The following is a 25386-nucleotide window of genomic DNA, read 5'->3' as shown; positions in this document are numbered from 1 at the left end:
CGTGACTCCTTAAGCCGTTTTCAGCTCACCCACCGGACGGGCAGGTTTAACCGGGGGATAGTATGCTTCGTTATGACGCGCTTTATTGCGCAAGCCTTCCGGCACCTGATACAGCGGTCCCAGATGCTCGTACTGCTGCGCCATATCGAGATATTTTGCGCTGCCGATCGTATCCAGCCAGCGGAATGCGCCGCCGTGGAACGGAGGGAAGCCAAGACCATAAACCAGCGCCATATCCGCTTCTGCAGGGCTGGCGATAATGCCTTCTTCCAGACAGCGCACCACTTCGTTGACCATCGGGATCATCATGCGGGCGATAATCTCTTCATCGCTGAAGTCGCGCTTCGGCTGGCTGACGTCAGCCAGCAGGCTGACCACGGACGGATCTTCTTCTTTCTTCGGCTTGCCTTTGCTGTCCGCGCTATAGCGCCAGAAGCCAAGACCGTTTTTCTGCCCGTAACGGCTGGCGTCAAACATGGCATCAATGGCGTCGCGATAATCTTTCTGCATCCGCTGTGGGAAACCGGCGGCCATCACGGCTTGCGCGTGATGCGCGGTATCGATACCTACGACGTCGAGCAGATACGCCGGGCCCATCGGCCAGCCGAATTGTTTTTCCATCACGTTGTCGATTTTGCGGAAATCTGCGCCGTCGCGCAGCAACTGGCTGAATCCAGCGAAGTACGGGAACAGCACACGGTTAACAAAGAAACCGGGGCAGTCGTTGACCACAATGGGGGTTTTGCCCATTTTACTGGCCCACGCTACGACTTTGGCGACCGTCGCGTCTGATGTTTTCTCGCCACGAATGACTTCGACCAGCGGCATGCGGTGCACCGGGTTAAAGAAGTGCATACCGCAGAAGTTTTCCGGACGCTTCAGCGCGCCAGCCAGTTCTGAAATCGGAATGGTCGAGGTATTTGACGCGAGAACGGTATCCTGGCGCACCTGGTCTTCCGTCTCGGCCAGCACCGCTTTCTTCACTTTCGGGTTTTCCACCACCGCTTCGACCACCACATCGACGCGATCGAAACCAGCATAGTCGAGCGTCGGGTGAATGGTGGCGATCACGCCCGCCAGCTTCAGACCATCAATCTTGCCGCGCTCCAGCTGTTTGTTCAGCAATTTGGCGGCTTCAGTCATGCCGAGCGTCAGCGACTTATCGTTGATATCCTTCATAATGACCGGCACACCTTTCCAGGCGGACTGGTAAGCAATCCCGCCCCCCATGATCCCGGCGCCGAGCACGGCGGCCTGTTTCGGTGTGTCGGTATTTTTGGTCAGATGCTTTGCCTGACCTTTTACGTATTGGTCGTTAAGGAAAATACCGACCAGCGCACGGGCCTCGGGAGTGTGTGCCAGGGGCACGAAGCTCTGATTTTCCAGCTTCAGGGCTTCCTCACGGCCAAATTTTGCTGCGGCTTCGATGGTTTTGACAGCGGTCATCGGTGCCGGGTAATGCTTGCCTGCGGTTTGCGCGACCATGCCTTTGGCGATGGTAAAACTCATTGCCGCTTCGATTTTGCTGAGTTTCAGCGGCTCAAGTTTCGGCTGGCGTTTCGCTTTCCAGTCGAGATCGCCATTAATGGCTTGTCGCAGGATAGCAACCGCGCCATCTCGCAGTTTCTCCGGTTTTACCACCCCATCGACCAGACCCATCTTCAGCGCCTGATCGGCACCCACGTCTTTCCCGGCGGCGATGATTTCGAGTGCACTGTCCGCACCCAACAGACGCGGCATCCGCACCGAGCCACCAAAACCCGGCATGATGCCCAGCTTCGTTTCTGGTAAACCGATACGCAGATCCGGCGTCGCCAGGCGGTAGTCTGTCGCCAGCACACATTCGCAGCCGCCGCCCAACGCGTAGCCGTTAATAGCGGAAACGGTAGGAACCGGAAGATCTTCCAGACGGTTAAAGACACTGTTTGCAAAATGCAGCCACTGGCTCAGTTGCTCCTGAGGAACCAGGAACAGTGACAGAAATTCGGTGATATCCGCGCCGACAATGAACGCGGCTTTTTCGGAGCGCAGCAACAGCCCTTTTAAATGTTGTTGTTTTTCGAGCACATCGAGCGCGTTGCCGAGGCTGGCCACGGTTGCGGTATCAAGTTTATTCACTGAGCCGGGGGCATCGAACACCAGTTCGGCAATGCCATCTTCCAGCCAGTTGAGGTACAGGGTGTCGCCTTTGTAGAGCATGTCAGTCTCCCGAATCCAGCAAAGTGATCTGGTCGTACCAGATGAGGCGAAGTGTGGATTTTATGTTAATAAAATGCAAATGAGTCTTTAAAGAAATGCCGCCTTGATCACGCTCAGCAGAAATCACGCAGCCAGAATGAGGTGTGCTAAGATGCGGAGACTTGAGGTAAAAATATCAGAAGGGTAAAAGATGGAATCACTGGCCGCACTCTATAAAAATCATATCGTTACCTTACAAGAACGCACCCGTAATGTGCTGGAGCGTTTTAAGCTGGATGCACTACTTATTCACTCTGGCGAGTTGTTCAATGTTTTCCTCGATGATCATCCCTATCCGTTTAAAGTGAACCCGCAGTTTAAGTCCTGGGTGCCGGTCACGCAGGTGCCAAACTGCTGGCTGCTGGTGGATGGCGTGAATAAACCGAAGCTGTGGTTTTATCTGCCAGTCGATTACTGGCACAACGTCGAACCGCTGCCGACCTCTTTCTGGACGGAAGACGTAGAAGTCATCGCGCTACCGAAAGCGGATGGCATTGGCAGCCTGCTGCCAGCGGCTCGCGGCAATATCGCTTACATTGGGCCGGTACCTGAGCGCGCGCTGGGTCTTGAGATTGCGGCCAATAATATCAACCCGAAAGGGGTGATCGATTACCTGCACTATTACCGCTCTTACAAAACCGACTATGAACTGGTCTGCATGCGCGAAGCGCAAAAAATGGCGGTCAACGGTCATCGTGCGGCACATGAAGCGTTTCTGTCGGGCATGAGCGAGTTTGATATTAACCTCGCCTATCTGACCGCGACGGGTCACCGCGACATTGATGTACCGTACAGCAACATCGTGGCGCTTAACGAACACGCTGCCGTGCTGCACTACACCAAACTGGATCACCGTGCGCCGTCGGAAATGCGTAGCTTCCTGCTGGATGCGGGAGCGGAATACAACGGTTACGCGGCCGATCTCACCCGGACCTGGGCGGCGAACGGGGATAATGACTTTGCGCATCTGGTCAAAGATGTCAATGACGAGCAACTGGCGCTGATCGCGACGATGAAAGCCGGAACCAGCTATGTGGATTACCATATCCAGTTCCATCAGCGCATTGCGAAGCTGCTGCGTAAACACAAGATTGTCACCGACATGAGTGAAGAGGCGATGGTGGAAAATGATCTTACCGGGCCGTTTATGCCGCACGGCATCGGTCATCCGCTGGGGTTACAGGTCCATGACGTTGCCGGGTTTATGCAGGATGATACCGGCACGCATCTGGCTGCGCCGTCGAAATATCCGTACCTGCGCTGTACCCGCATGCTACAACCGCGCATGGTGCTGACCATCGAGCCGGGAATTTACTTCATCGAATCGCTGCTGGCACCGTGGCGCGAAGGGCAATTCAGCAAGCACTTTAACTGGCAGAAAATCGACGCGCTGAAGCCGTTTGGTGGTATTCGCATTGAGGATAATGTCGTGATCCATGAAAACAGCATCGAGAATATGACGCGAGATCTGAAGCTGGCGTAATGGACAGTTGGTTAATCCCGGCCGCACCGGTGACAGTCGTGGAAGAGATCAAAAAGAGCCGCTTCATTACGCTTCTCGCCCATACCGAGGGCGTTGAGGCGGCGAAAGCTTTTGTTGAATCCGTCAGGGCGGAGCACCCGGATGCGCGCCATCATTGTGTGGCGTGGGTCGCTGGTGCGCCTGACGATTCGCAACAGCTGGGTTTCTCTGATGATGGTGAACCCGCGGGAACGGCCGGGAAACCCATGCTGGCACAGCTGATGGGCAGTGGCGTTGGCGAAATTACCGCCGTCGTCGTGCGTTACTATGGCGGTATTTTGCTGGGCACTGGCGGTTTGGTGAAAGCCTACGGCGGGGGCGTAAGCCAGGCGTTGCATCAACTGACGACGCTGCGCAAGACGCCGCTGACCGAATATACTTTGCAGTGTGAGTATGGGCAGTTAGCGGGCGTTGAGGCGCTGCTGGGGCAGTTTTCCGGCAAGGTCGTCAACAGTGATTTTCAGGCTTCCGTACGATTACGCGTTGCGCTTCCACAGTCCGAACTGGCGGCGTTTACAGCAAAGCTTGCTGATTTTAGTCGTGGTTCGTTGCATTTACGGAATATTGACGAATAATCCCCACCTGACTTTTTTGCATATCAAAGGAAGCGGCAGAGATGCATTTTCGCGCCATAACCCGAATCGTAGGACTTCTGGTCATTCTGTTTTCGGGAACGATGATTGTTCCCGGACTGGTGGCGCTGATTTATCGTGATGGCGCGGGTCGGGCCTTCACGCAGACGTTTTTCGTTGCGCTGGCGATTGGGTCAATGCTGTGGTGGCCGAACCGCCGCGAGAAAGGTGAACTGAAATCCCGTGAAGGATTTCTGATCGTTGTCCTGTTCTGGACCGTGCTGGGGAGCGTCGGTGCGTTACCTTTCATCTTCTCCGAACAACCGAACCTGACGGTGACAGACGCGTTCTTTGAATCCTTTTCCGGACTCACGACAACGGGCGCCACCACGCTGGTGGGGCTGGATTCTCTTCCTCATGCTATTCTCTTTTATCGCCAGATGCTGCAGTGGTTTGGCGGTATGGGGATCATTGTGCTGGCGGTGGCGATACTCCCGATACTGGGCGTCGGGGGGATGCAGTTGTATCGCGCCGAGATGCCCGGGCCGCTGAAAGACAACAAGATGCGGCCACGTATCGCCGAAACAGCAAAAACGCTGTGGCTGATTTACGTCCTGCTGACGGTGGCGTGCGCAGTGGCGTTGTGGTTTGCGGGTATGCCAGCGTTTGACGCTATTGGACACAGTTTTGCGACCATCGCCATTGGCGGTTTCTCTACGCATGACGCCAGCGTAGGCTACTTTGCCAGTCCGACCATTAATACCATCATTGCCATCTTCTTACTGATTTCTGGGTGTAACTATGGTCTGCACTTTTCGCTGCTGAGCGGTCGCAGCCTGAAGGTGTACTGGCGCGACCCGGAGTTCCGGATGTTTATCGGCGTTCAACTGACGCTGGTGTTTATCTGTACGCTGATGCTGTGGTTCCACGGCGTGTATAACTCGGCGATGACGACGCTGAATCAGGCCTTTTTCCAGGTGGTTTCGATGGCGACGACGGCGGGCTTTACGACGGACAGCATCGCCCGATGGCCGCTCTTCCTGCCAGTGCTGTTGCTCTGTTCGGCGTTTATCGGCGGCTGCGCTGGATCGACGGGCGGTGGCCTGAAGGTGATCCGTATTCTTCTGCTGTTTAAACAGGGAAACCGTGAGCTGAAACGTCTGGTGCATCCGAATGCGGTGTACAGTATTAAGCTCGGCAACCGCGCGCTGCCGGAGCGGATCCTCGAAGCGGTATGGGGTTTCTTTTCCGCCTATGCGCTGGTGTTCATTGTCAGCATGCTGGCGATCATCGCCACGGGAGTGGATGACTTCTCCGCCTTTGCGTCCGTAGTGGCAACGCTCAATAACCTTGGGCCGGGTCTCGGTGTCGTGGCGGATAATTTTGCTAGTATGAACCCTGTCGCTAAATGGATTCTGATTGCCAATATGCTGTTTGGTCGTCTGGAGGTCTTTACATTGCTGGTTCTGTTTACCCCAACATTCTGGCGCGAATAACAGGAGTGCTCGTTGAAAACGTTAATTCTTTTCTCTACCCGTGATGGACAGACACGGGAGATTGCGTCTTTTCTGGCTTCAGAATTGAAAGAGCTTGGGGTTGAGGCAGATACGATGAACCTGCATCGCGCCGATGACATTCCCTGGGAGCATTACGACCGTGTGGTCATTGGGGCGTCTATCCGCTACGGGCATTTCCATTCTGCGGTGGAGCGTTTTGTGAAAAAGAATCTCAGACACCTGCAGGCAGTACCGAGCGCGTTTTACTCGGTCAACCTTGTGGCCCGTAAGCCGGAGAAACGCTCGCCGCAGACGAATAACTATACGCGTAAGTTTCTGTTGCGCTCGCCATGGCAGCCAACGCAGTGCGAAGTCTTTGCCGGGGCGCTGCGTTACCCGCGCTATCGTTGGTATGACCGGGTGATGATCCGTCTGATCATGAAGATGACGGGTGGCGAAACGGATACGCATAAAGAAGTGGTGTATACCGACTGGGATCAGGTTTCTCAATTTGCCCGGGAAATCGCTCAACTGGTGAACAAGTCGCGCTATAATTAGACGCATTGCCTGGAAATTGAGCGAACGAAAAGTTTTTTCAAATTTCCTCTTGTCACCTCAGAATTACTCCCTATAATGCGCCTCCACTGACACGGCACAACGGCAAACACACCGGCCTGTCAGGTGAAGTTAAACGAAATAACTTGTTGACTTCACGGAGGGAAAGCGTAATATACGCCACCTCGCGACAGTGCGCTGTAAGCCGCGTCGCAACTGCTCTTTAACAATTTATCAGACAATCTGTGTGGGCACTCGGAGTGACATGGATTCTTGACGTCCTCGGACGAAAAATGAATACCAAGTCTCAAAGAGTGAACACGTAATTCATTACGAAGTTTAATTCTTAGAGCATCAAACTTAAATTGAAGAGTTTGATCATGGCTCAGATTGAACGCTGGCGGCAGGCCTAACACATGCAAGTCGAGCGGCAGCGGGGGGAAGCTTGCTTCCCCGCCGGCGAGCGGCGGACGGGTGAGTAATGTCTGGGAAACTGCCTGATGGAGGGGGATAACTACTGGAAACGGTAGCTAATACCGCATAACGTCTTCGGACCAAAGTGGGGGACCTTCGGGCCTCATGCCATCAGATGTGCCCAGATGGGATTAGCTTGTTGGTGGGGTAACGGCTCACCAAGGCGACGATCCCTAGCTGGTCTGAGAGGATGACCAGCCACACTGGAACTGAGACACGGTCCAGACTCCTACGGGAGGCAGCAGTGGGGAATATTGCACAATGGGCGCAAGCCTGATGCAGCCATGCCGCGTGTATGAAGAAGGCCTTCGGGTTGTAAAGTACTTTCAGCGGGGAGGAAGGTGTTGAGGTTAATAACCGCAGCAATTGACGTTACCCGCAGAAGAAGCACCGGCTAACTCCGTGCCAGCAGCCGCGGTAATACGGAGGGTGCAAGCGTTAATCGGAATTACTGGGCGTAAAGCGCACGCAGGCGGTCTGTCAAGTCGGATGTGAAATCCCCGGGCTCAACCTGGGAACTGCATCCGAAACTGGCAGGCTTGAGTCTTGTAGAGGGGGGTAGAATTCCAGGTGTAGCGGTGAAATGCGTAGAGATCTGGAGGAATACCGGTGGCGAAGGCGGCCCCCTGGACAAAGACTGACGCTCAGGTGCGAAAGCGTGGGGAGCAAACAGGATTAGATACCCTGGTAGTCCACGCCGTAAACGATGTCGACTTGGAGGTTGTGCCCTTGAGGCGTGGCTTCCGGAGCTAACGCGTTAAGTCGACCGCCTGGGGAGTACGGCCGCAAGGTTAAAACTCAAATGAATTGACGGGGGCCCGCACAAGCGGTGGAGCATGTGGTTTAATTCGATGCAACGCGAAGAACCTTACCTGGTCTTGACATCCACGGAAGTTTTCAGAGATGAGAATGTGCCTTCGGGAACCGTGAGACAGGTGCTGCATGGCTGTCGTCAGCTCGTGTTGTGAAATGTTGGGTTAAGTCCCGCAACGAGCGCAACCCTTATCCTTTGTTGCCAGCGATTAGGTCGGGAACTCAAAGGAGACTGCCAGTGATAAACTGGAGGAAGGTGGGGATGACGTCAAGTCATCATGGCCCTTACGACCAGGGCTACACACGTGCTACAATGGCATATACAAAGAGAAGCGACCTCGCGAGAGCAAGCGGACCTCATAAAGTATGTCGTAGTCCGGACTGGAGTCTGCAACTCGACTCCACGAAGTCGGAATCGCTAGTAATCGTGGATCAGAATGCCACGGTGAATACGTTCCCGGGCCTTGTACACACCGCCCGTCACACCATGGGAGTGGGTTGCAAAAGAAGTAGGTAGCTTAACCTTCGGGAGGGCGCTTACCACTTTGTGATTCATGACTGGGGTGAAGTCGTAACAAGGTAACCGTAGGGGAACCTGCGGTTGGATCACCTCCTTACCTGAAAGAACCTGCCTCTGAAGTGCTCACACAGATTGTCTGATGAAATTACAGCAGTAAAAAATCTCTGCAGGCTTGTAGCTCAGGTGGTTAGAGCGCACCCCTGATAAGGGTGAGGTCGGTGGTTCAAGTCCACTCAGGCCTACCAAATTTTCCCTGAATACTGCGTTGCGAAACGACTCGCATACTGAGGTATGCTTCGCCGTTGCGCGCCTTGTCTCAGGAAAAATTACCGGTACAGAGGTAATCACGATGGGGCTATAGCTCAGCTGGGAGAGCGCCTGCTTTGCACGCAGGAGGTCTGCGGTTCGATCCCGCATAGCTCCACCATCTTTACTGCGACACAAGAAAACTTCAGAGTGTGCCTGAAAAGGTTCACTGCGAAGTTTTGCTCTTTAAAAATCTGGATCAAGCTGAAAATTGAAACGACACACAGTTTATGTGTGTTCGAGTCTCTCAAATTTTCGCAATCAGAAGTGAAACATCTTCGGGTTGTGAGGTTAAGCGACTAAGCGTACACGGTGGATGCCCTGGCAGTCAGAGGCGATGAAGGACGTGCTAATCTGCGAAAAGCGCCGGTAAGGTGATATGAACCGTTATAACCGGCGATGTCCGAATGGGGAAACCCGGTGCACTTCGGTGCATCATCGTAACATGAATACATAGTGTTACGAGGCGAACCGGGGGAACTGAAACATCTAAGTACCCCGAGGAAAAGAAATCAACCGAGATTCCCCCAGTAGCGGCGAGCGAACGGGGAGGAGCCCAGAGTCTGAATCAGTTTGTGTGTTAGTGGAACGGTCTGGAAAGGCCGGCGATACAGGGTGAAAGCCCCGTACACAAAAACACACAGGCTGTGAACTCGATGAGTAGGGCGGGACACGTGGTATCCTGTCTGAATATGGGGGGACCATCCTCCAAGGCTAAATACTCCTGACTGACCGATAGTGAACCAGTACCGTGAGGGAAAGGCGAAAAGAACCCCGGCGAGGGGAGTGAAACAGAACCTGAAACCGTGTACGTACAAGCAGTGGGAGCACCCTTTGGGGTGTGACTGCGTACCTTTTGTATAATGGGTCAGCGACTTATATTCTGTAGCAAGGTTAACCGAATAGGGGAGCCGAAGGGAAACCGAGTCTTAATTGGGCGTTAAGTTGCAGGGTATAGACCCGAAACCCGGTGATCTAGCCATGGGCAGGTTGAAGGTTGGGTAACACTAACTGGAGGACCGAACCGACTAATGTTGAAAAATTAGCGGATGACCTGTGGCTGGGGGTGAAAGGCCAATCAAACCGGGAGATAGCTGGTTCTCCCCGAAAGCTATTTAGGTAGCGCCTCGTGAATTCATCTCCGGGGGTAGAGCACTGTTTCGGCCAGGGGGTCATCCCGACTTACCAACCCGATGCAAACTGCGAATACCGGAGAATGTTATCACGGGAGACACACGGCGGGTGCTAACGTCCGTCGTGAAGAGGGAAACAACCCAGACCGCCAGCTAAGGTCCCAAAGTCATGGTTAAGTGGGAAACGATGTGGGAAGGCCCAGACAGCCAGGATGTTGGCTTAGAAGCAGCCATCATTTAAAGAAAGCGTAATAGCTCACTGGTCGAGTCGGCCTGCGCGGAAGATGTAACGGGGCTAAACCATGCACCGAAGCTGCGGCAGCGACACTAAGTGTTGTTGGGTAGGGGAGCGTTCTGTAAGCCGTTGAAGGTGGTCTGTGAGGGCTGCTGGAGGTATCAGAAGTGCGAATGCTGACATAAGTAACGATAAAGCGGGTGAAAAGCCCGCTCGCCGGAAGACCAAGGGTTCCTGTCCAACGTTAATCGGGGCAGGGTGAGTCGACCCCTAAGGCGAGGCCGAAAGGCGTAGTCGATGGGAAACAGGTTAATATTCTGTACTTGGTGTTACTGCGAAGGGGGGACGGAGAAGGCTGTGTCATCCGGGCGACGGTTGTCCCGGTTTAAGCGTGCAGGTGTGTGCTCCAGGCAAATCCGGAGTGCTTTAACACTGAGGCGTGATGACGAGGCACTACGGTGCTGAAGTGACAGATGCCCTGCTTCCAGGAAAAGCCTCTAAGCTCCAGGTAACACGAAATCGTACCCCAAACCGACACAGGTGGTCAGGTAGAGAATACCAAGGCGCTTGAGAGAACTCGGGTGAAGGAACTAGGCAAAATGGTGCCGTAACTTCGGGAGAAGGCACGCTGGTGCGTAGGTGAAGTCCCTTGCGGATGGAGCTGAGACCAGTCGAAGATACCAGCTGGCTGCAACTGTTTATTAAAAACACAGCACTGTGCAAACACGAAAGTGGACGTATACGGTGTGACGCCTGCCCGGTGCCGGAAGGTTAATTGATGGGGTCAGCCGCAAGGCGAAGCTCCTGATCGAAGCCCCGGTAAACGGCGGCCGTAACTATAACGGTCCTAAGGTAGCGAAATTCCTTGTCGGGTAAGTTCCGACCTGCACGAATGGCGTAATGATGGCCAGGCTGTCTCCACCCGAGACTCAGTGAAATTGAACTCGCTGTGAAGATGCAGTGTACCCGCGGCAAGACGGAAAGACCCCGTGAACCTTTACTATAGCTTGACACTGAACACTGGTCCTTGATGTGTAGGATAGGTGGGAGGCTTTGAAGCGTGGACGCCAGTCTGCGTGGAGCCGCCCTTGAAATACCACCCTTTAATGGCTGGTGTTCTAACGTGGGCCCGTAAACCGGGTTGCGGACAGTGTCTGGTGGGTAGTTTGACTGGGGCGGTCTCCTCCTAAAGAGTAACGGAGGAGCACGAAGGTTGGCTAATCCTGGTCGGACATCAGGAGGTTAGTGCAATGGCATAAGCCAGCTTGACTGCGAGCGTGACGGCGCGAGCAGGTGCGAAAGCAGGTCATAGTGATCGTGGTGGTTCTGAATGGAAGGGCCATCGCTCAACGGATAAAAGGTACTCCGGGGATAACAGGCTGATACCGCCCAAGAGTTCATATCGACGGCGGTGTTTGGCACCTCGATGTCGGCTCATCACATCCTGGGGCTGAAGTAGGTCCCAAGGGTATGGCTGTTCGCCATTTAAAGTGGTACGCGAGCTGGGTTTAGAACGTCGTGAGACAGTTCGGTCCCTATCTGCCGTGGGCGCTGGAGAATTGAGGGGGGCTGCTCCTAGTACGAGAGGACCGGAGTGGACGCATCACTGGTGTTCGGGTTGTCATGCCAATGGCACTGCCCGGTAGCTAAATGCGGAAGAGATAAGTGCTGAAAGCATCTAAGCACGAAACTTGCCCCGAGATGAGTTCTCCCTGAGACATTAAGTCTCCTGAAGGAACGTTGAAGACGACGACGTTGATAGGCCGGGTGTGTAAGCGCAGCGATGCGTTGAGCTAACCGGTACTAATGAACCGTGAGGCTTAACCTTACAACGCCGAAGCTGTTTTGGCGTGAGAGACAGATTTTCAGCATTGATTCAGAGTAGGCAATAGTTTGCGCAGCGGCAAGGCGGCAAGCGAAGGAAAGGAAGGAGCATACAGAAGTATGTGACTGAGTTTACGAGCGCAGCCAACGCAGCGGATGCGATAAATTATTGCGTACTGAGCACAAAGAATTTGCCTGGCGGCTTTAGCGCGGTGGTCCCACCTGACCCCATGCCGAACTCAGAAGTGAAACGCCGTAGCGCCGATGGTAGTGTGGGGCTTCCCCATGTGAGAGTAGGACACTGCCAGGCATTAATTACGTGAAGAGGCCATCCGGAAGGATGGCCTTTTTGCGTTTTTGTCCGTTAAAAAACCCTCAAGCCTTCCCGGCTCAGATACGGTAAACTAGCCCCGTTTTTGTCTCAGGAAAGCGTCTCATGAATCATTCTCTAAAGCCCTGGAATACCTTCGGGATCGATTGCTGCGCGCAACAAATTGTTTGCGTCGAAAATGCCCACCAATTACAACAAACCTGGCAGCAGGCGACCGAAGATCAGCAGCCGGTGCTGATCCTGGGAGAGGGAAGTAATGTGCTCTTCCTGGAAGACTATTCAGGTACCGTCATTGTGAACCGAATCAAAGGTATTACGGTTCAGGAAAAGATGACTAAATGGCATCTGCACGTAGGGGCAGGAGAAAACTGGCATAAACTGGTGCAGTTTACGCTGCAGAACAACATCCCGGGCCTTGAGAATCTGGCATTAATTCCCGGCTGTGCGGGATCTGCACCAATACAGAACATCGGCGCTTATGGTGTGGAGTTCAGGCAGGTCTGCGAATATGTCGACTGCATTGAACTGGCAACAGGCAAAGAACAACGCCTGACTGCGCAGGAATGCCGGTTCGGCTACCGCGACAGTATCTTCAAACACGAATATCAGGATCGCTACGCTATCGTGGCGGTTGGCCTGCGGTTAGCAAAAACCTGGCAGCCGGTACTCACTTACGGCGACTTGGCACGGCTTGATCCGCAAACTGTTACCCCTCAGCAGGTATTTGATTCTGTATGCCACATGCGCATGTCAAAATTGCCCGATCCGAAAGTGAACGGGAATGCAGGCAGCTTCTTCAAAAACCCGGTAGTCAGCGCTGAACAAGCCCGGAAAATGCTGGAGCATTTTCCCACTGCGCCCCATTATCCTCAACCCGATGGCAGTGTGAAGCTCGCTGCGGGCTGGCTGATCGACCAGTGTCAGCTTAAAGGTAAACAAATCGGTGGCGCAACGGTACATCGTCAGCAGGCTCTGGTGCTTATCAATGAAAATCAGGCAACCAGTAATGATGTTGTCGCGCTGGCACACTACGTTCGCCAGCAGGTTGGCGAGAAATTTAACGTCTGGTTAGAGCCCGAAGTTCGGTTCATTGGCAATACCGGCGAAGTCGATGCCGTGGAGAAAATTGCGTGAAAGACAACACCATTCCATTGATGCTTATCTCGCTACTCTCTGATGGCGAATTTCACTCGGGCGAGCAACTGGGTGAACGCCTGGGCATGAGCCGGGCGGCAATTAACAAACATATCCAGACGTTGCGGGACTGGGGTGTGGATGTCTTTACCGTGCCAGGGAAGGGGTACAGCCTGCCGGAGCCTATCCAGCTCCTGAACAACGCACTGATCCACAGTCAACTCCCGCAGGGCGATGTGGCTGTGCTGCCGGTTATCGATTCAACCAACCAGTATCTGCTGGACAGAATGAGTGAGCTACAATCGGGCGATGCCTGCGTGGCGGAGTATCAGCATGCAGGGCGTGGACGCCGTGGCAGAAAATGGTTCTCCCCTTTTGGCGCCAACCTGTATCTGTCGATGTACTGGCGACTGGAACAGGGGCCCGCCGCAGCTATCGGGCTGAGCCTGGTGATTGGTATTGTGATGGCTGAAGTGCTGCAAAGCCTGGGGGCCGATCAGGTTCGGGTGAAATGGCCGAACGATCTCTACCTGAACGATCGCAAGCTGGCGGGCATTCTGGTTGAATTGACCGGAAAAACCGGCGATGCGGCGCAGCTTGTCATCGGTGCAGGGATTAACCTCGCCATGCGTCGTGTAGAAACGGATGTGGTTAATCAGGGTTGGATTAATCTGCAGGAAGCCGGAATAACGCTTGATCGTAATATTCTGGCTGTGCGCTTAATCAAAGAACTGCGTAGCTCACTGCAACTTTTTGAACAGGAAGGGTTAGCGCCCTGGCTGCCTCGCTGGGAAAAACTGGACAATTTCATCAATCGCCCGGTTAAGTTAATTATTGGCGACAAAGAAATTTATGGTATTTCCCGCGGAATAGATGCTCAGGGTGCGCTTTTGCTTGATCAGGACGGCGTCGTTAAACCCTGGGTAGGTGGCGAAATTTCCCTGCGAAGCGCAGAGTAAAATAAAGGGAGCCGATGCTCCCTTTATTTATTTCCGCAGACGAACCTGCTCAACAGAGTGGTTAGCGCTTTTGGTCAGAATTAAACTGGCGCGTTCACGGGTGGGGAGAATGTTCTCTTTCAAATTCAGTAGGTTGATTTCATTCCACAATGATGTCGCAATATTTACGGCTTCGTCTTTACTTAATTTCGCATAGTTATGGAAATAAGAGTCCGGGTCCGTAAATGCCCCCTCGCGGAATTTCAAAAACCGGTTGATATACCAGCTTTTAAGTAACGCTTCTGGCGCATCTACATAGATTGAAAAATCAACAAAATCAGAAACAAAAACATGGTGCGGATCGTGCGGATAATCCATCCCGCTCTGCAGGACATTTAATCCTTCCAGAATAAGGATATCCGGTTGCGCGACCGTTTTGTCGCCGTCAGGAATAACATCATAAATCAGATGAGAGTAAACCGGTGCAGTCACGTTTGTCGCTCCGGATTTCAGATCTGAAACGAATTTGACTAAACGGTGCATATCATAAGAAAGAGGGAAGCCCTTTTTCTTCATTAACCCCCGCTCTTTCAGCACCGCGTTAGGGTGCAGGAAACCGTCAGTCGTAATCAGTTCAACACGGCGATGTTCCGGCCAGCGGCTCAACAGCGCCTGCAACACACGTGCTGTAGTACTTTTCCCGACCGCCACGCTTCCTGCAATGCTGATGATATAAGGAATGCGCTGCCCGTTAGTCCCCAGAAACTGTTCCAGCACCGCCTGACGACGCAGGTTGGAACTGATATAGAAGTTCAGCAGACGCGACAACGGCAAATAGATTTCGGCGACTTCTTCCAGGGAAAGATCTTCGTTGATGCCTTTTAACCGTGTAATTTCGCCTTCGGTTAACGTCATCGGAACGGAATCACGAAGAGCAGCCCACTGGCTACGGTTAAACTGTAAGTAGGGTGTCATTAACGCTTGCTCTTTTTTTCTCATAAGCATGTTCTCGTCGCCACAGATAGTGCTATGAAAATGTGGCGCGTCACATTCAGTTAATCAGGACAATGGGCAGGAGGGTAACACCAGATGGGGGCGAATAATAAGAAAAAATCTATTCAATCGATGCATTAGCGGTGAAGCATCGCTTCTGAAGGCTTATATATCGCTGCCCCGTAGCGGGCGGCAAAAGGGCCTGAGCGCTGGTATAGCAAACTTGTCGGGATCGCTCCCGGACGAGGCGGGAAAATCGATGTTTTCACCACTCACCAGATGGCCTGGGGTCAGGGGCTGGAAATTTGTGCTAGTCGTTATCCTGCAGATGGCGCAGGAGATACAGCGGCACTGGCAAAAAGACGGATTTTTATTCTTTGCTGGCTGAAATTACATCGTTTTTTGCTGTTGGCGCACAAAATGTGAGCGATAGAACGTTTTATGCAAATTTTTAGTTGCATGAGCACGCAGGTCTCCCTAGAATGCGCGCTACTTGATGCCGACTTAGCTCAGTAGGTAGAGCAACTGACTTGTAATCAGTAGGTCACCAGTTCGATTCCGGTAGTCGGCACCATCAGGTGGGGTTCCCGAGCGGCCAAAGGGAGCAGACTGTAAATCTGCCGTCATCGACTTCGAAGGTTCGAATCCTTCCCCCACCACCACTTTCTGGCAGCGTTTTCGCCGCCTGAGCTGGTAAAAAAATTATTCAGCTCAAACATAAAAGAGAGAAATCTCTTTTTTGTTACAGAAAGAACTGGGTAGCCGAGTTTCAGGATGCGGGCATCGTATAATGGCTATTACCTCAGCCTTCCAAGCTGATGATGCGGGTTCGATTCCCGCTGCCCGCTCCAGACGTGCTGATATGGCTCAGTTGGTAGAGCGCACCCTTGGTAAGGGTGAGGTCCCCAGTTCGACTCTGGGTATCAGCACCACTTCACTTCTCCTCCCTGTTTCTCTCTGTAAACATGTAAATGCATTCAACGATTCAGGCATATTGCCTGGTTGATGTGGTGGTATCACCGATTTATCCGTGTCTTAGAGGGACAATCGATGTCTAAAGAAAAGTTTGAACGTACAAAACCGCACGTTAACGTCGGTACTATCGGCCACGTTGACCATGGTAAAACAACGCTGACCGCTGCAATCACTACCGTACTGGCTAAAACCTACGGCGGTGCTGCTCGCGCATTCGATCAGATCGATAACGCGCCGGAAGAAAAAGCTCGTGGTATCACCATCAACACTTCTCACGTTGAATACGATACCCCGACTCGCCACTACGCACACGTAGACTGCCCGGGCCACGCCGACTATGTTAAAAACATGATCACTGGTGCGGCACAGATGGACGGCGCAATCCTGGTAGTTGCTGCGACTGACGGCCCGATGCCGCAGACTCGTGAGCACATCCTGCTGGGTCGTCAGGTAGGCGTTCCGTACATCATCGTGTTCCTGAACAAATGCGACATGGTTGATGACGAAGAGCTGCTGGAACTGGTAGAGATGGAAGTTCGTGAACTGCTGTCTCAGTACGATTTCCCGGGCGACGACACGCCGATCGTTCGTGGTTCTGCTCTGAAAGCGCTGGAAGGCGACGCAGAGTGGGAAGCGAAAATCATCGAACTGGCAGGCTTCCTGGATACTTACATTCCGGAACCAGAGCGTGCGATTGACAAGCCGTTCCTGCTGCCGATCGAAGACGTATTCTCCATTTCTGGTCGTGGTACCGTTGTTACCGGTCGTGTAGAGCGCGGTATCATCAAAGTGGGTGAAGAAGTTGAAATCGTTGGTATCAAGGAGACTGCGAAGTCCACCTGTACTGGCGTAGAAATGTTCCGCAAACTGCTGGACGAAGGCCGTGCTGGTGAGAACGTAGGTGTTCTGCTGCGTGGTATCAAACGTGAAGAAATCGAACGTGGTCAGGTACTGGCGAAGCCGGGCACCATTAACCCGCACACCAAGTTCGAATCTGAAGTGTATATTCTGTCCAAAGACGAAGGCGGCCGTCACACTCCGTTCTTCAAAGGCTACCGTCCGCAGTTCTACTTCCGTACAACTGACGTGACTGGCACCATCGAACTGCCGGAAGGCGTAGAGATGGTAATGCCGGGCGACAACATCAAAATGGTTGTTACCCTGATCCACCCGATCGCGATGGACGACGGTCTGCGTTTCGCAATCCGTGAAGGCGGCCGTACTGTTGGCGCAGGCGTTGTAGCTAAAGTTCTCAGCTAATCGCTGATAACATTTGACGTAATGCGCAATAAAAGGGCATCATTTGATGCCCTTTTTGTACGCTTTCGAACCAGAACCTGGCTCATCAGTGATTTTATTTGTCATAATCATTGCTGAGACAGGCTCTGAAGGGGGCGTTTGACCCGAAACGCAGCAGAGCATTTCGGTTTGGTTGCCTCGCATTACGCGGGGCGAAAATGTTTGTCGAATTCTTGTGACAGGTTGGTTTATGAGTGCGAATACCGAAGCTCAAGGAAGCGGGCGCGGCCTGGAAGCGATAAAGTGGCTGGTTGTTGCTGTCCTGCTGATTGTAGCTATCGTTGGCAATTACCTTTATCGTGACATGATGCTGCCGCTACGTGCGCTGGCAGTGGTTATTCTGATTGCTGCAGCGGGTGGTGTCGCGCTGTTGACGACGAAAGGTAAGGCGACTGTCGCCTTTGCTCGTGAAGCGAGAACCGAAGTCCGTAAGGTGATTTGGCCGACTCGCCAGGAAACATTGCACACCACGCTGATTGTGGCCGCAGTTACTGCTGTAATGTCACTGATCCTGTGGGGACTGGATGGTATTCTGGTTCGCCTGGTATCCTTAATCACTGGCCTGAGGTTCTGAGATGTCTGAAGCTCCTAAAAAGCGCTGGTACGTCGTTCAGGCGTTTTCCGGTTTTGAAGGCCGCGTAGCAACGTCGCTGCGCGAGCATATCAAATTACACAATATGGAAGAGTTGTTTGGTGAAGTCATGGTCCCGACCGAAGAAGTGGTCGAAATCCGTGGCGGCCAGCGTCGTAAGAGCGAGCGCAAATTCTTCCCGGGTTACGTGCTGGTTCAGATGGTAATGAACGATGCCAGCTGGCACCTGGTGCGTAGCGTTCCGCGCGTAATGGGCTTCATCGGTGGTACTTCCGATCGTCCGGCTCCTATCAGCGATAAAGAAGTTGATGCGATTATGAACCGCCTGCAGCAGGTGGGTGATAAGCCGCGTCCGAAAACGCTGTTTGAACCAGGTGAAATGGTTCGCGTTAATGACGGCCCGTTTGCTGACTTCAACGGCGTCGTGGAAGAAGTGGACTACGAGAAGTCCCGTCTGAAAGTTTCCGTTTCTATCTTTGGTCGTGCGACCCCGGTAGAACTGGACTTCAGCCAGGTTGAAAAAGCATAAATAAGCAGCGATCAAACGTTGCACAAGGCGCGAGATTGGCATACAATTTCGCGCCTTTTGTATTTATGGGCCTTGCGCGCATAAATCACGTATTTATCACGGGGAGCCTCATTGAGGCGCTATACCCACTAGAGGAAACTTAAATGGCTAAGAAAGTACAAGCCTATGTCAAGCTGCAGGTTGCAGCTGGTATGGCTAACCCGAGTCCGCCAGTTGGTCCGGCTCTGGGTCAGCAGGGCGTAAACATCATGGAATTCTGTAAAGCATTCAACGCGAAAACGGATTCCATCGAAAAAGGTCTGCCGATTCCGGTAGTTATCACCGTTTACGCTGACCGTTCCTTCACGTTCATCACCAAGACTCCGCCGGCCGCCGTTCTGCTGAAGAAAGCTGCGGGCATCAAGTCTGGTTCTGGCAAGCCGAACAAAGAGAAAGTGGGTACACTGACTCGCGCTCAGCTGCAGGAAATCGCGCAGACTAAAGCTGCCGACATGACCGGCGCCGACATTGAAGCGATGACTCGCTCAATCGAAGGTACTGCGCGTTCCATGGGCCTGGTAGTGGAGGATTAAGAAATGGCTAAACTGACCAAGCGTATGCGCGTGATCCGTGAGAAAGTTGATGCAACCAAACAGTATGACATCAACGAAGCCATCACTCTGCTGAAAGAGCTGGCCACCGCTAAATTTACTGAAAGCGTTGATGTTGCTATCAACCTCGGTATCGATGCTCGTAAATCTGACCAGAACGTACGTGGTGCAACTGTACTGCCGCACGGTACTGGCCGTTCCGTACGCGTAGCGGTATTTACTCAGGGTGCGAACGCTGAAGCTGCTAAAGCTGCCGGTGCTGAACTGGTAGGTATGGAAGATCTGGCTGATCAGATCAAGAAAGGCGAAATGAACTTTGACGTGGTTATTGCTTCTCCGGATGCAATGCGCGTTGTTGGCCAGCTGGGCCAGGTTCTGGGCCCACGTGGCCTGATGCCGAACCCGAAAGTGGGTACTGTAACCCCGAACGTTGCTGAAGCGGTTAAAAACGCGAAAGCAGGTCAGGTTCGTTACCGTAACGACAAAAACGGCATCATCCACACCACCATCGGTAAAGTGGATTTCGACGCTGACAAACTGAGAGAAAACCTGGAAGCTCTGCTGGTTGCGCTGAAAAAAGCAAAACCGACTCAGGCGAAAGGCGTGTACATCAAGAAAGTTAGCATCTCCACCACCATGGGTGCTGGTGTTGCCGTTGATCAGGCTGGTCTGAGCACAACTGCTGCAAACTAATGCCTTTACGTGGGCGGTGGATTTGTCTACAATCTTACCCCCACGTTTGCTAACTAAAGTTAGCGGCTAAAGATATGTTCGTTGGAGCCTGGCCTATCCAGGCCTCCGTCGAAGACCGCAGGTGTTTCGCAAGAGACTTAATCCCCTGCGTAGACGGTGACAGAACGCTAAGATTATTTTTTATACTTTTGGCTTGTTTCTGCTCACCGTGTTTAGACGCTCTTTTCGTTGGAAAGAGTGAAGTGAGTTCCAGAGATTTTCTCTGGCAAACATCCAGGAGCAAAGCTAATGGCTTTAAATCTTCAAGACAAACAAGCGATTGTTGCTGAAGTCAGCGAAGTAGCCAAAGGCGCGCTGTCTGCAGTAGTTGCGGATTCCCGTGGCGTAACTGTAGATAAAATGACTGAACTGCGTAAAGCAGGTCGTGAAGCTGGCGTATACATGCGTGTTGTTCGTAACACCCTGCTGCGCCGCGTTGTTGAAGGTACTCAGTTCGAGTGCCTGAAAGACACGTTTGTTGGTCCGACCCTGATTGCATACTCTATGGAACACCCGGGCGCTGCTGCTCGTCTGTTCAAAGAGTTCGCGAAAGCGAATGCAAAATTTGAGGTCAAAGCTGCAGCCTTTGAAGGTGAGTTGATCCCGGCATCCCAGATCGATCGCCTGGCAACCCTGCCGACCTACGAAGAAGCAATTGCACGCCTGATGGCAACCATGAAAGAAGCCGCTGCTGGCAAACTGGTTCGCACTCTGGCTGCTGTTCGCGATGCGAAAGAAGCTGCGTAATCGCAGTTATCTGTGTAACGCATACGCTTACGTATAAACTTATTCTGATATTCAGGAACAATTTAAATGTCTATCACTAAAGATCAAATCATTGAAGCAGTTGCCGCTATGTCCGTAATGGACGTTGTAGAACTGATCTCTGCAATGGAAGAAAAATTCGGTGTTTCTGCTGCTGCTGCTGTAGCTGTTGCTGGCGCTGGCGCTGCAACTGAAGCTGCTGAAGAGAAAACTGAATTCGACGTAATTCTGAAAGCTGCTGGTGCTAACAAAGTTGCTGTAATCAAAGCAGTACGTGGCGCTACTGGCCTGGGTCTGAAAGAAGCTAAAGACCTGGTAGAATCTGCTCCGGCCGCTCTGAAAGAAGGCGTGAGCAAAGATGACGCAGAAGCTCTGAAAAAATCTCTGGAAGAAGCTGGCGCTGAAGTTGAAGTTAAATAAGCCAACCCTTCCGGTTGCAGCCTGAGAAATCAGGCTGATGGCTGGTGACTTTTTGGTCACCAGCCTTTTTGCGCTGTAAGGCGCCAGTAGCATTTCACACTGTTTGACTACTGGTTGTCCTGACAATGCTTGTTTCTATCGACGACTTAATATACTGCGACAGGGTGCCCGCTCTGTGTAAATCGCAATGAAATGATTTAAGCGTGATAGCAACAAGCATTGCGGAAAGTGTTCCATTTTCCGGTCAACAAAATGGTGTTGCACAAACTGCCCCACGATGGGCAGATGGGTCGACTTGTCAGCGAGCTGAGGAACCCTATGGTTTACTCCTATACCGAGAAAAAACGTATTCGTAAGGATTTTGGTAAACGTCCACAAGTTCTGGATGTGCCATATCTCCTTTCTATCCAGCTTGACTCGTTCCAGAAGTTTATCGAGCAAGATCCTGAAGGGCAGTACGGTCTGGAAGCTGCTTTCCGCTCCGTGTTCCCGATTCAGAGCTACAGCGGTAATTCAGAGCTGCAATACGTCAGCTACCGCCTTGGCGAACCGGTGTTTGACGTTCAGGAATGTCAGATCCGCGGCGTGACCTATTCCGCCCCACTGCGCGTTAAACTGCGTCTGGTGATCTACGAGCGCGAAGCGCCGGAAGGCACCGTTAAAGACATCAAAGAACAAGAAGTCTACATGGGTGAAATTCCACTCATGACAGACAACGGTACCTTCGTTATCAACGGTACCGAGCGTGTTATCGTTTCTCAGCTGCACCGTAGCCCTGGCGTCTTCTTTGACAGTGACAAAGGTAAGACCCACTCTTCCGGTAAAGTACTGTATAACGCACGAATCATTCCTTACCGTGGTTCCTGGCTGGACTTCGAGTTCGATCCGAAAGACAACCTGTTCGTTCGTATCGACCGTCGTCGTAAACTGCCTGCGACCATCATTCTGCGTGCGCTGAATTACACCACTGAGCAGATCCTCGATCTGTTCTTCGAAAAAGTGGTCTTCGAAATTCGCGACAACAAGCTGCAGATGGAACTGGTGCCGGAACGCCTGCGTGGTGAAACCGCTTCCTTTGACATCGAAGCTGATGGCAAAGTGTACGTGGAAAAAGGCCGCCGCATTACCGCGCGCCATATCCGCCAGCTGGAAAAAGACGATATCAAACTTATCGAAGTCCCGGTTGAGTACATTGCTGGCAAAGTGTCTGCGAAAGACTACGTTGACGAATCGACTGGCGAGCTGATCTGCTCTGCAAACATGGAGCTGAGCCTGGATCTGCTGGCTAAGCTGAGTCAGGCTGGTCACAAGCGTATCGAAACGCTGTTCACCAACGATCTGGACCACGGTCCGTACATGTCTGAGACCGTACGTATCGACCCGACCAACGATCGTCTGAGCGCGCTGGTAGAAATCTACCGCATGATGCGCCCGGGTGAACCGCCGACTCGCGAAGCGGCTGAAAGCCTGTTTGAGAACCTGTTCTTCTCCGAAGACCGCTATGATCTGTCCGCGGTAGGTCGCATGAAATTCAACCGTTCTCTGCTGCGCGATGAAATCGAAGGTTCCGGCATCCTGAGCAAAGAAGACATCATTGATGTCATGAAAAAGCTCATTGATATCCGTAACGGTAAAGGCGAAGTGGACGATATCGACCACCTCGGCAACCGTCGTATCCGTTCCGTTGGCGAAATGGCGGAAAACCAGTTCCGCGTTGGCCTGGTGCGTGTAGAGCGTGCGGTGAAAGAGCGTCTGTCTCTGGGCGACCTCGATACCCTGATGCCGCAGGATATGATCAACGCCAAGCCGATTTCCGCCGCAGTGAAAGAGTTCTTTGGCTCCAGCCAGCTGTCTCAGTTTATGGACCAGAACAACCCGCTGTCTGAGATCACGCACAAGCGTCGTATCTCTGCACTCGGCCCAGGCGGTCTGACCCGTGAGCGTGCAGGCTTCGAAGTTCGAGACGTACACCCGACCCACTACGGTCGCGTATGTCCTATCGAAACGCCTGAAGGTCCGAACATCGGTCTGATCAACTCCCTGTCCGTTTATGCGCAGACTAACGAATATGGTTTCCTTGAGACTCCGTATCGTAAAGTGACTGACGGTGTGGTGACTGACGAAATTCATTACCTGTCCGCGATTGAGGAAGGTAACTACGTTATCGCTCAGGCGAACACCAACCTGACGGAAGAAGGTCGTTTCGTAGACGATCTGGTCACCTGCCGCAGCAAAGGCGAATCCAGCCTGTTCAGCGCAGACCAGGTTGACTACATGGACGTTTCCACACAGCAGGTGGTTTCCGTCGGTGCGTCCCTGATCCCGTTCCTGGAACACGATGACGCCAACCGTGCATTGATGGGTGCGAACATGCAACGTCAGGCCGTTCCGACTCTGCGCTCTGATAAGCCGCTGGTCGGTACCGGTATGGAACGTGCTGTTGCCGTTGACTCCGGTGTTACTGCGGTGGCTAAGCGTGGCGGTCTGGTTCAGTACGTGGATGCGTCCCGTATCGTTATCAAAGTTAACGAAGACGAGATGTACCCGGGCGAAGCAGGTATCGACATCTATAACCTGACCAAGTACACCCGTTCTAACCAGAACACCTGCATCAACCAGATGCCGTGTGTGTCTCTGGGTGAGCCGGTTGAGCGCGGCGACGTGCTGGCTGACGGTCCGTCCACCGACCTCGGTGAACTGGCGCTCGGTCAGAACATGCGTGTCGCATTCATGCCGTGGAACGGCTACAACTTCGAAGACTCCATCCTCGTCTCCGAGCGTGTGGTTCAGGAAGATCGTTTCACTACTATTCACATCCAGGAACTGGCGTGTGTGTCCCGTGACACCAAGCTGGGGCCAGAAGAGATCACCGCCGACATCCCGAACGTGGGTGAAGCGGCGCTCTCCAAACTGGATGAATCCGGTATCGTTTACATCGGTGCAGAAGTCACCGGCGGCGACATCCTGGTTGGTAAGGTAACGCCGAAAGGTGAAACCCAGCTGACTCCGGAAGAGAAGCTGCTGCGCGCGATCTTCGGTGAGAAAGCGTCTGACGTTAAAGACTCTTCTCTGCGCGTACCGAATGGCGTATCGGGTACCGTTATCGACGTTCAGGTCTTTACCCGTGATGGCGTAGAGAAAGACAAACGTGCGCTGGAAATCGAAGAAATGCAGCTCAAACAGGCGAAGAAAGACCTGTCTGAAGAACTGCAGATCCTCGAAGCCGGTCTGTTTGGTCGTATCTACGCGGTGCTGGTCTCCGGTGGTGTTGAAGCTGAGAAGCTCGACAAACTGCCGCGCGATCGCTGGCTGGAACTGGGCCTGACCGACGAAGAGAAACAAAATCAGCTGGAACAACTGGCTGAGCAGTATGACGAACTGAAGCACGAGTTCGAGAAGAAACTCGAAGCGAAACGCCGCAAAATCACTCAGGGCGACGATCTGGCACCGGGCGTGCTGAAGATTGTTAAGGTGTATCTGGCCGTTAAACGTCAGATCCAGCCGGGTGATAAAATGGCGGGTCGTCACGGTAACAAGGGTGTTATCTCCAAGATCAACCCGATCGAGGATATGCCTTACGATGAAAACGGTACGCCGGTAGACATCGTACTGAACCCGCTGGGCGTACCGTCTCGTATGAACATCGGTCAGATCCTCGAAACCCACCTGGGTATGGCTGCGAAAGGTATCGGCGATAAGATCAACGCCATGCTGAAACAGCAGCAAGAAGTCGCGAAACTGCGCGAATTCATCCAGCGTGCGTACGATCTGGGCGCTGACGTTCGTCAGAAAGTCGACCTGAGCACCTTCAGCGATGAAGAAGTTCTGCGTCTGGCAGAAAACCTGCGTAAAGGCATGCCGATCGCAACGCCGGTCTTCGACGGTGCGAAAGAGTCAGAAATTAAGGAACTGTTACAGCTGGGTGGCCTGCCGACTTCCGGTCAGATCACTCTGTTCGACGGTCGTACCGGTGAGCAATTCGAGCGCCAGGTTACCGTTGGCTACATGTATATGCTGAAACTGAACCACCTGGTTGATGACAAAATGCATGCGCGTTCTACCGGTTCCTACAGCCTGGTTACTCAGCAGCCGCTGGGTGGTAAGGCGCAGTTCGGTGGTCAGCGCTTCGGGGAGATGGAAGTGTGGGCGCTGGAAGCATATGGCGCCGCCTACACCCTGCAGGAAATGCTCACCGTTAAGTCTGATGACGTGAACGGTCGTACCAAGATGTATAAAAACATCGTGGACGGCAACCATCAGATGGAGCCGGGCATGCCAGAGTCCTTCAACGTACTGTTGAAAGAGATTCGTTCGCTGGGTATCAACATCGAACTGGAAGACGAGTAATTCTCGCTCAAACAGGTCACTGCTGTCGGGGTAAAACCCGGCAGCAGAGTGTG

The 25386-nt window shown here is 52.9% G+C and carries 16 protein-coding genes, 6 tRNA genes and 3 rRNA genes; 23 read left to right on the top strand and 2 right to left on the bottom strand.

The window, feature by feature from the left end:
* Positions 1-9: 9 nt before the first annotated feature.
* Positions 10-2199, bottom strand: coding sequence for a fatty acid oxidation complex subunit alpha FadB (gene fadB, locus QMG90_RS20890; protein WP_283281617.1), 2190 nt, complete (start codon positions 2197-2199; stop codon positions 10-12).
* Positions 2200-2389: 190 nt separating this feature from the next.
* On the opposite strand from fadB, the gene pepQ reads away from it, so the two are divergent.
* The 11 genes from pepQ (at position 2390) to birA (ending at position 14112) form a co-directional block, all read left to right on the top strand.
* Positions 2390-3721: a Xaa-Pro dipeptidase gene (gene pepQ, locus QMG90_RS20885; protein WP_283281615.1), complete on the top strand. Its 1332-nt coding sequence runs from the start codon at positions 2390-2392 to the stop codon at positions 3719-3721.
* The gene (locus QMG90_RS20880) at positions 3721-4335 is read left to right on the top strand and encodes an IMPACT family protein (protein WP_283281613.1); all 615 of its coding nucleotides are present in this window, start codon (positions 3721-3723) and stop codon (positions 4333-4335) included. Before pepQ ends, QMG90_RS20880 begins: the two co-directional genes overlap by 1 nt.
* A 41-nt stretch (positions 4336-4376) precedes the next feature.
* Positions 4377-5828 (top strand): Trk system potassium transporter TrkH, encoded by a 1452-nt coding sequence (trkH, locus tag QMG90_RS20875; protein ID WP_283281611.1) that lies wholly within the window; start codon positions 4377-4379, stop codon positions 5826-5828.
* Between the two features lie 12 nt (positions 5829-5840).
* A complete protein-coding gene (gene hemG, locus QMG90_RS20870) occupies positions 5841-6386 on the top strand; it encodes a menaquinone-dependent protoporphyrinogen IX dehydrogenase (RefSeq protein ID WP_283281609.1) in 546 nt (181 codons plus the stop codon).
* 359 nt (positions 6387-6745) lie between these two features.
* A 16S ribosomal RNA gene (locus tag QMG90_RS20865) occupies positions 6746-8287 on the top strand.
* Positions 8288-8358: 71 nt separating this feature from the next.
* Positions 8359-8435: transfer RNA gene (locus QMG90_RS20860), tRNA-Ile, on the top strand.
* A 106-nt stretch (positions 8436-8541) separates the two neighbouring features.
* A tRNA-Ala gene (locus QMG90_RS20855) sits at positions 8542-8617 on the top strand.
* A gap of 168 nt (positions 8618-8785) precedes the next feature.
* Positions 8786-11692 (top strand): 23S ribosomal RNA (locus tag QMG90_RS20850).
* Positions 11693-11882: 190 nt separating this feature from the next.
* Positions 11883-11998: ribosomal RNA gene (rrf, locus tag QMG90_RS20845) — 5S ribosomal RNA — on the top strand.
* Together the 16S, 23S and 5S rRNA genes with 2 tRNA genes alongside form the textbook arrangement of a ribosomal RNA operon.
* A 126-nt stretch (positions 11999-12124) precedes the next feature.
* Positions 12125-13153: a UDP-N-acetylmuramate dehydrogenase gene (gene murB, locus QMG90_RS20840; protein WP_283281607.1), complete on the top strand. Its 1029-nt coding sequence runs from the start codon at positions 12125-12127 to the stop codon at positions 13151-13153.
* Positions 13150-14112 carry a bifunctional biotin--[acetyl-CoA-carboxylase] ligase/biotin operon repressor BirA gene (gene birA, locus QMG90_RS20835; RefSeq protein WP_283281605.1) on the top strand — a complete coding sequence of 321 codons (963 nt, stop codon included), beginning with the start codon at positions 13150-13152 and terminating at the stop codon, positions 14110-14112. The genes murB and birA overlap by 4 nt, the downstream gene beginning before the upstream one ends.
* A gap of 27 nt (positions 14113-14139) precedes the next feature.
* Here birA and coaA read toward each other — a convergent pair whose 3' ends face one another.
* A complete protein-coding gene (gene coaA, locus QMG90_RS20830; protein ID WP_283284016.1) occupies positions 14140-15090 on the bottom strand; it encodes a type I pantothenate kinase in 951 nt (316 codons plus the stop codon).
* A gap of 492 nt (positions 15091-15582) precedes the next feature.
* Between coaA and QMG90_RS20825 the strand changes: the two genes are divergently transcribed.
* From QMG90_RS20825 to rpoB, 12 genes are all read left to right on the top strand, one after another.
* Positions 15583-15658, top strand: a tRNA-Thr gene (locus QMG90_RS20825).
* 3 nt (positions 15659-15661) lie between these two features.
* Positions 15662-15746: transfer RNA gene (locus QMG90_RS20820), tRNA-Tyr, on the top strand.
* Between the two features lie 114 nt (positions 15747-15860).
* Positions 15861-15935 (top strand) — tRNA-Gly (locus tag QMG90_RS20815).
* A gap of 5 nt (positions 15936-15940) precedes the next feature.
* A tRNA-Thr gene (locus QMG90_RS20810) sits at positions 15941-16016 on the top strand.
* Between the two features lie 118 nt (positions 16017-16134).
* Positions 16135-17319 carry an elongation factor Tu gene (gene tuf / locus QMG90_RS20805; protein WP_283281603.1) on the top strand — a complete coding sequence of 395 codons (1185 nt, stop codon included), beginning with the start codon at positions 16135-16137 and terminating at the stop codon, positions 17317-17319.
* A 229-nt stretch (positions 17320-17548) separates the two neighbouring features.
* On the top strand, positions 17549-17932 hold the full coding sequence (secE, locus tag QMG90_RS20800; protein WP_038160586.1) for a preprotein translocase subunit SecE: 384 nt from the start codon (positions 17549-17551) through the stop codon (positions 17930-17932).
* A 1-nt stretch (position 17933) separates the two neighbouring features.
* Positions 17934-18479, top strand: a complete 546-nt coding sequence (nusG, locus tag QMG90_RS20795) for a transcription termination/antitermination protein NusG (protein ID WP_001287521.1) — start codon at positions 17934-17936, stop codon at positions 18477-18479.
* Between the two features lie 143 nt (positions 18480-18622).
* A complete protein-coding gene (gene rplK / locus QMG90_RS20790) occupies positions 18623-19051 on the top strand; it encodes a 50S ribosomal protein L11 (protein ID WP_038160592.1) in 429 nt (142 codons plus the stop codon).
* A gap of 3 nt (positions 19052-19054) precedes the next feature.
* Positions 19055-19762, top strand: coding sequence for a 50S ribosomal protein L1 (gene rplA, locus QMG90_RS20785; RefSeq protein ID WP_283281600.1), 708 nt, complete (start codon positions 19055-19057; stop codon positions 19760-19762).
* Between the two features lie 288 nt (positions 19763-20050).
* Complete coding sequence (gene rplJ, locus QMG90_RS20780; RefSeq protein ID WP_003862338.1) at positions 20051-20548, top strand: 50S ribosomal protein L10; 498 nt, start codon at positions 20051-20053, stop codon at positions 20546-20548.
* Positions 20549-20614: 66 nt separating this feature from the next.
* Complete coding sequence (gene rplL, locus QMG90_RS20775; RefSeq protein ID WP_038160598.1) at positions 20615-20986, top strand: 50S ribosomal protein L7/L12; 372 nt, start codon at positions 20615-20617, stop codon at positions 20984-20986.
* Positions 20987-21304: 318 nt separating this feature from the next.
* Positions 21305-25333, top strand: a complete 4029-nt coding sequence (gene rpoB, locus QMG90_RS20770; RefSeq protein WP_283281596.1) for a DNA-directed RNA polymerase subunit beta — start codon at positions 21305-21307, stop codon at positions 25331-25333.
* Positions 25334-25386 lie beyond the last annotated feature (53 nt).

Origin of the sequence: Trabulsiella odontotermitis (assembly GCF_030053895.1) — a bacterium.
GTDB classification, from domain to species: Bacteria; Pseudomonadota; Gammaproteobacteria; order Enterobacterales; family Enterobacteriaceae; genus Trabulsiella; species Trabulsiella odontotermitis_C.
This window is presented reverse-complemented; position numbering and strand designations above follow the sequence as displayed.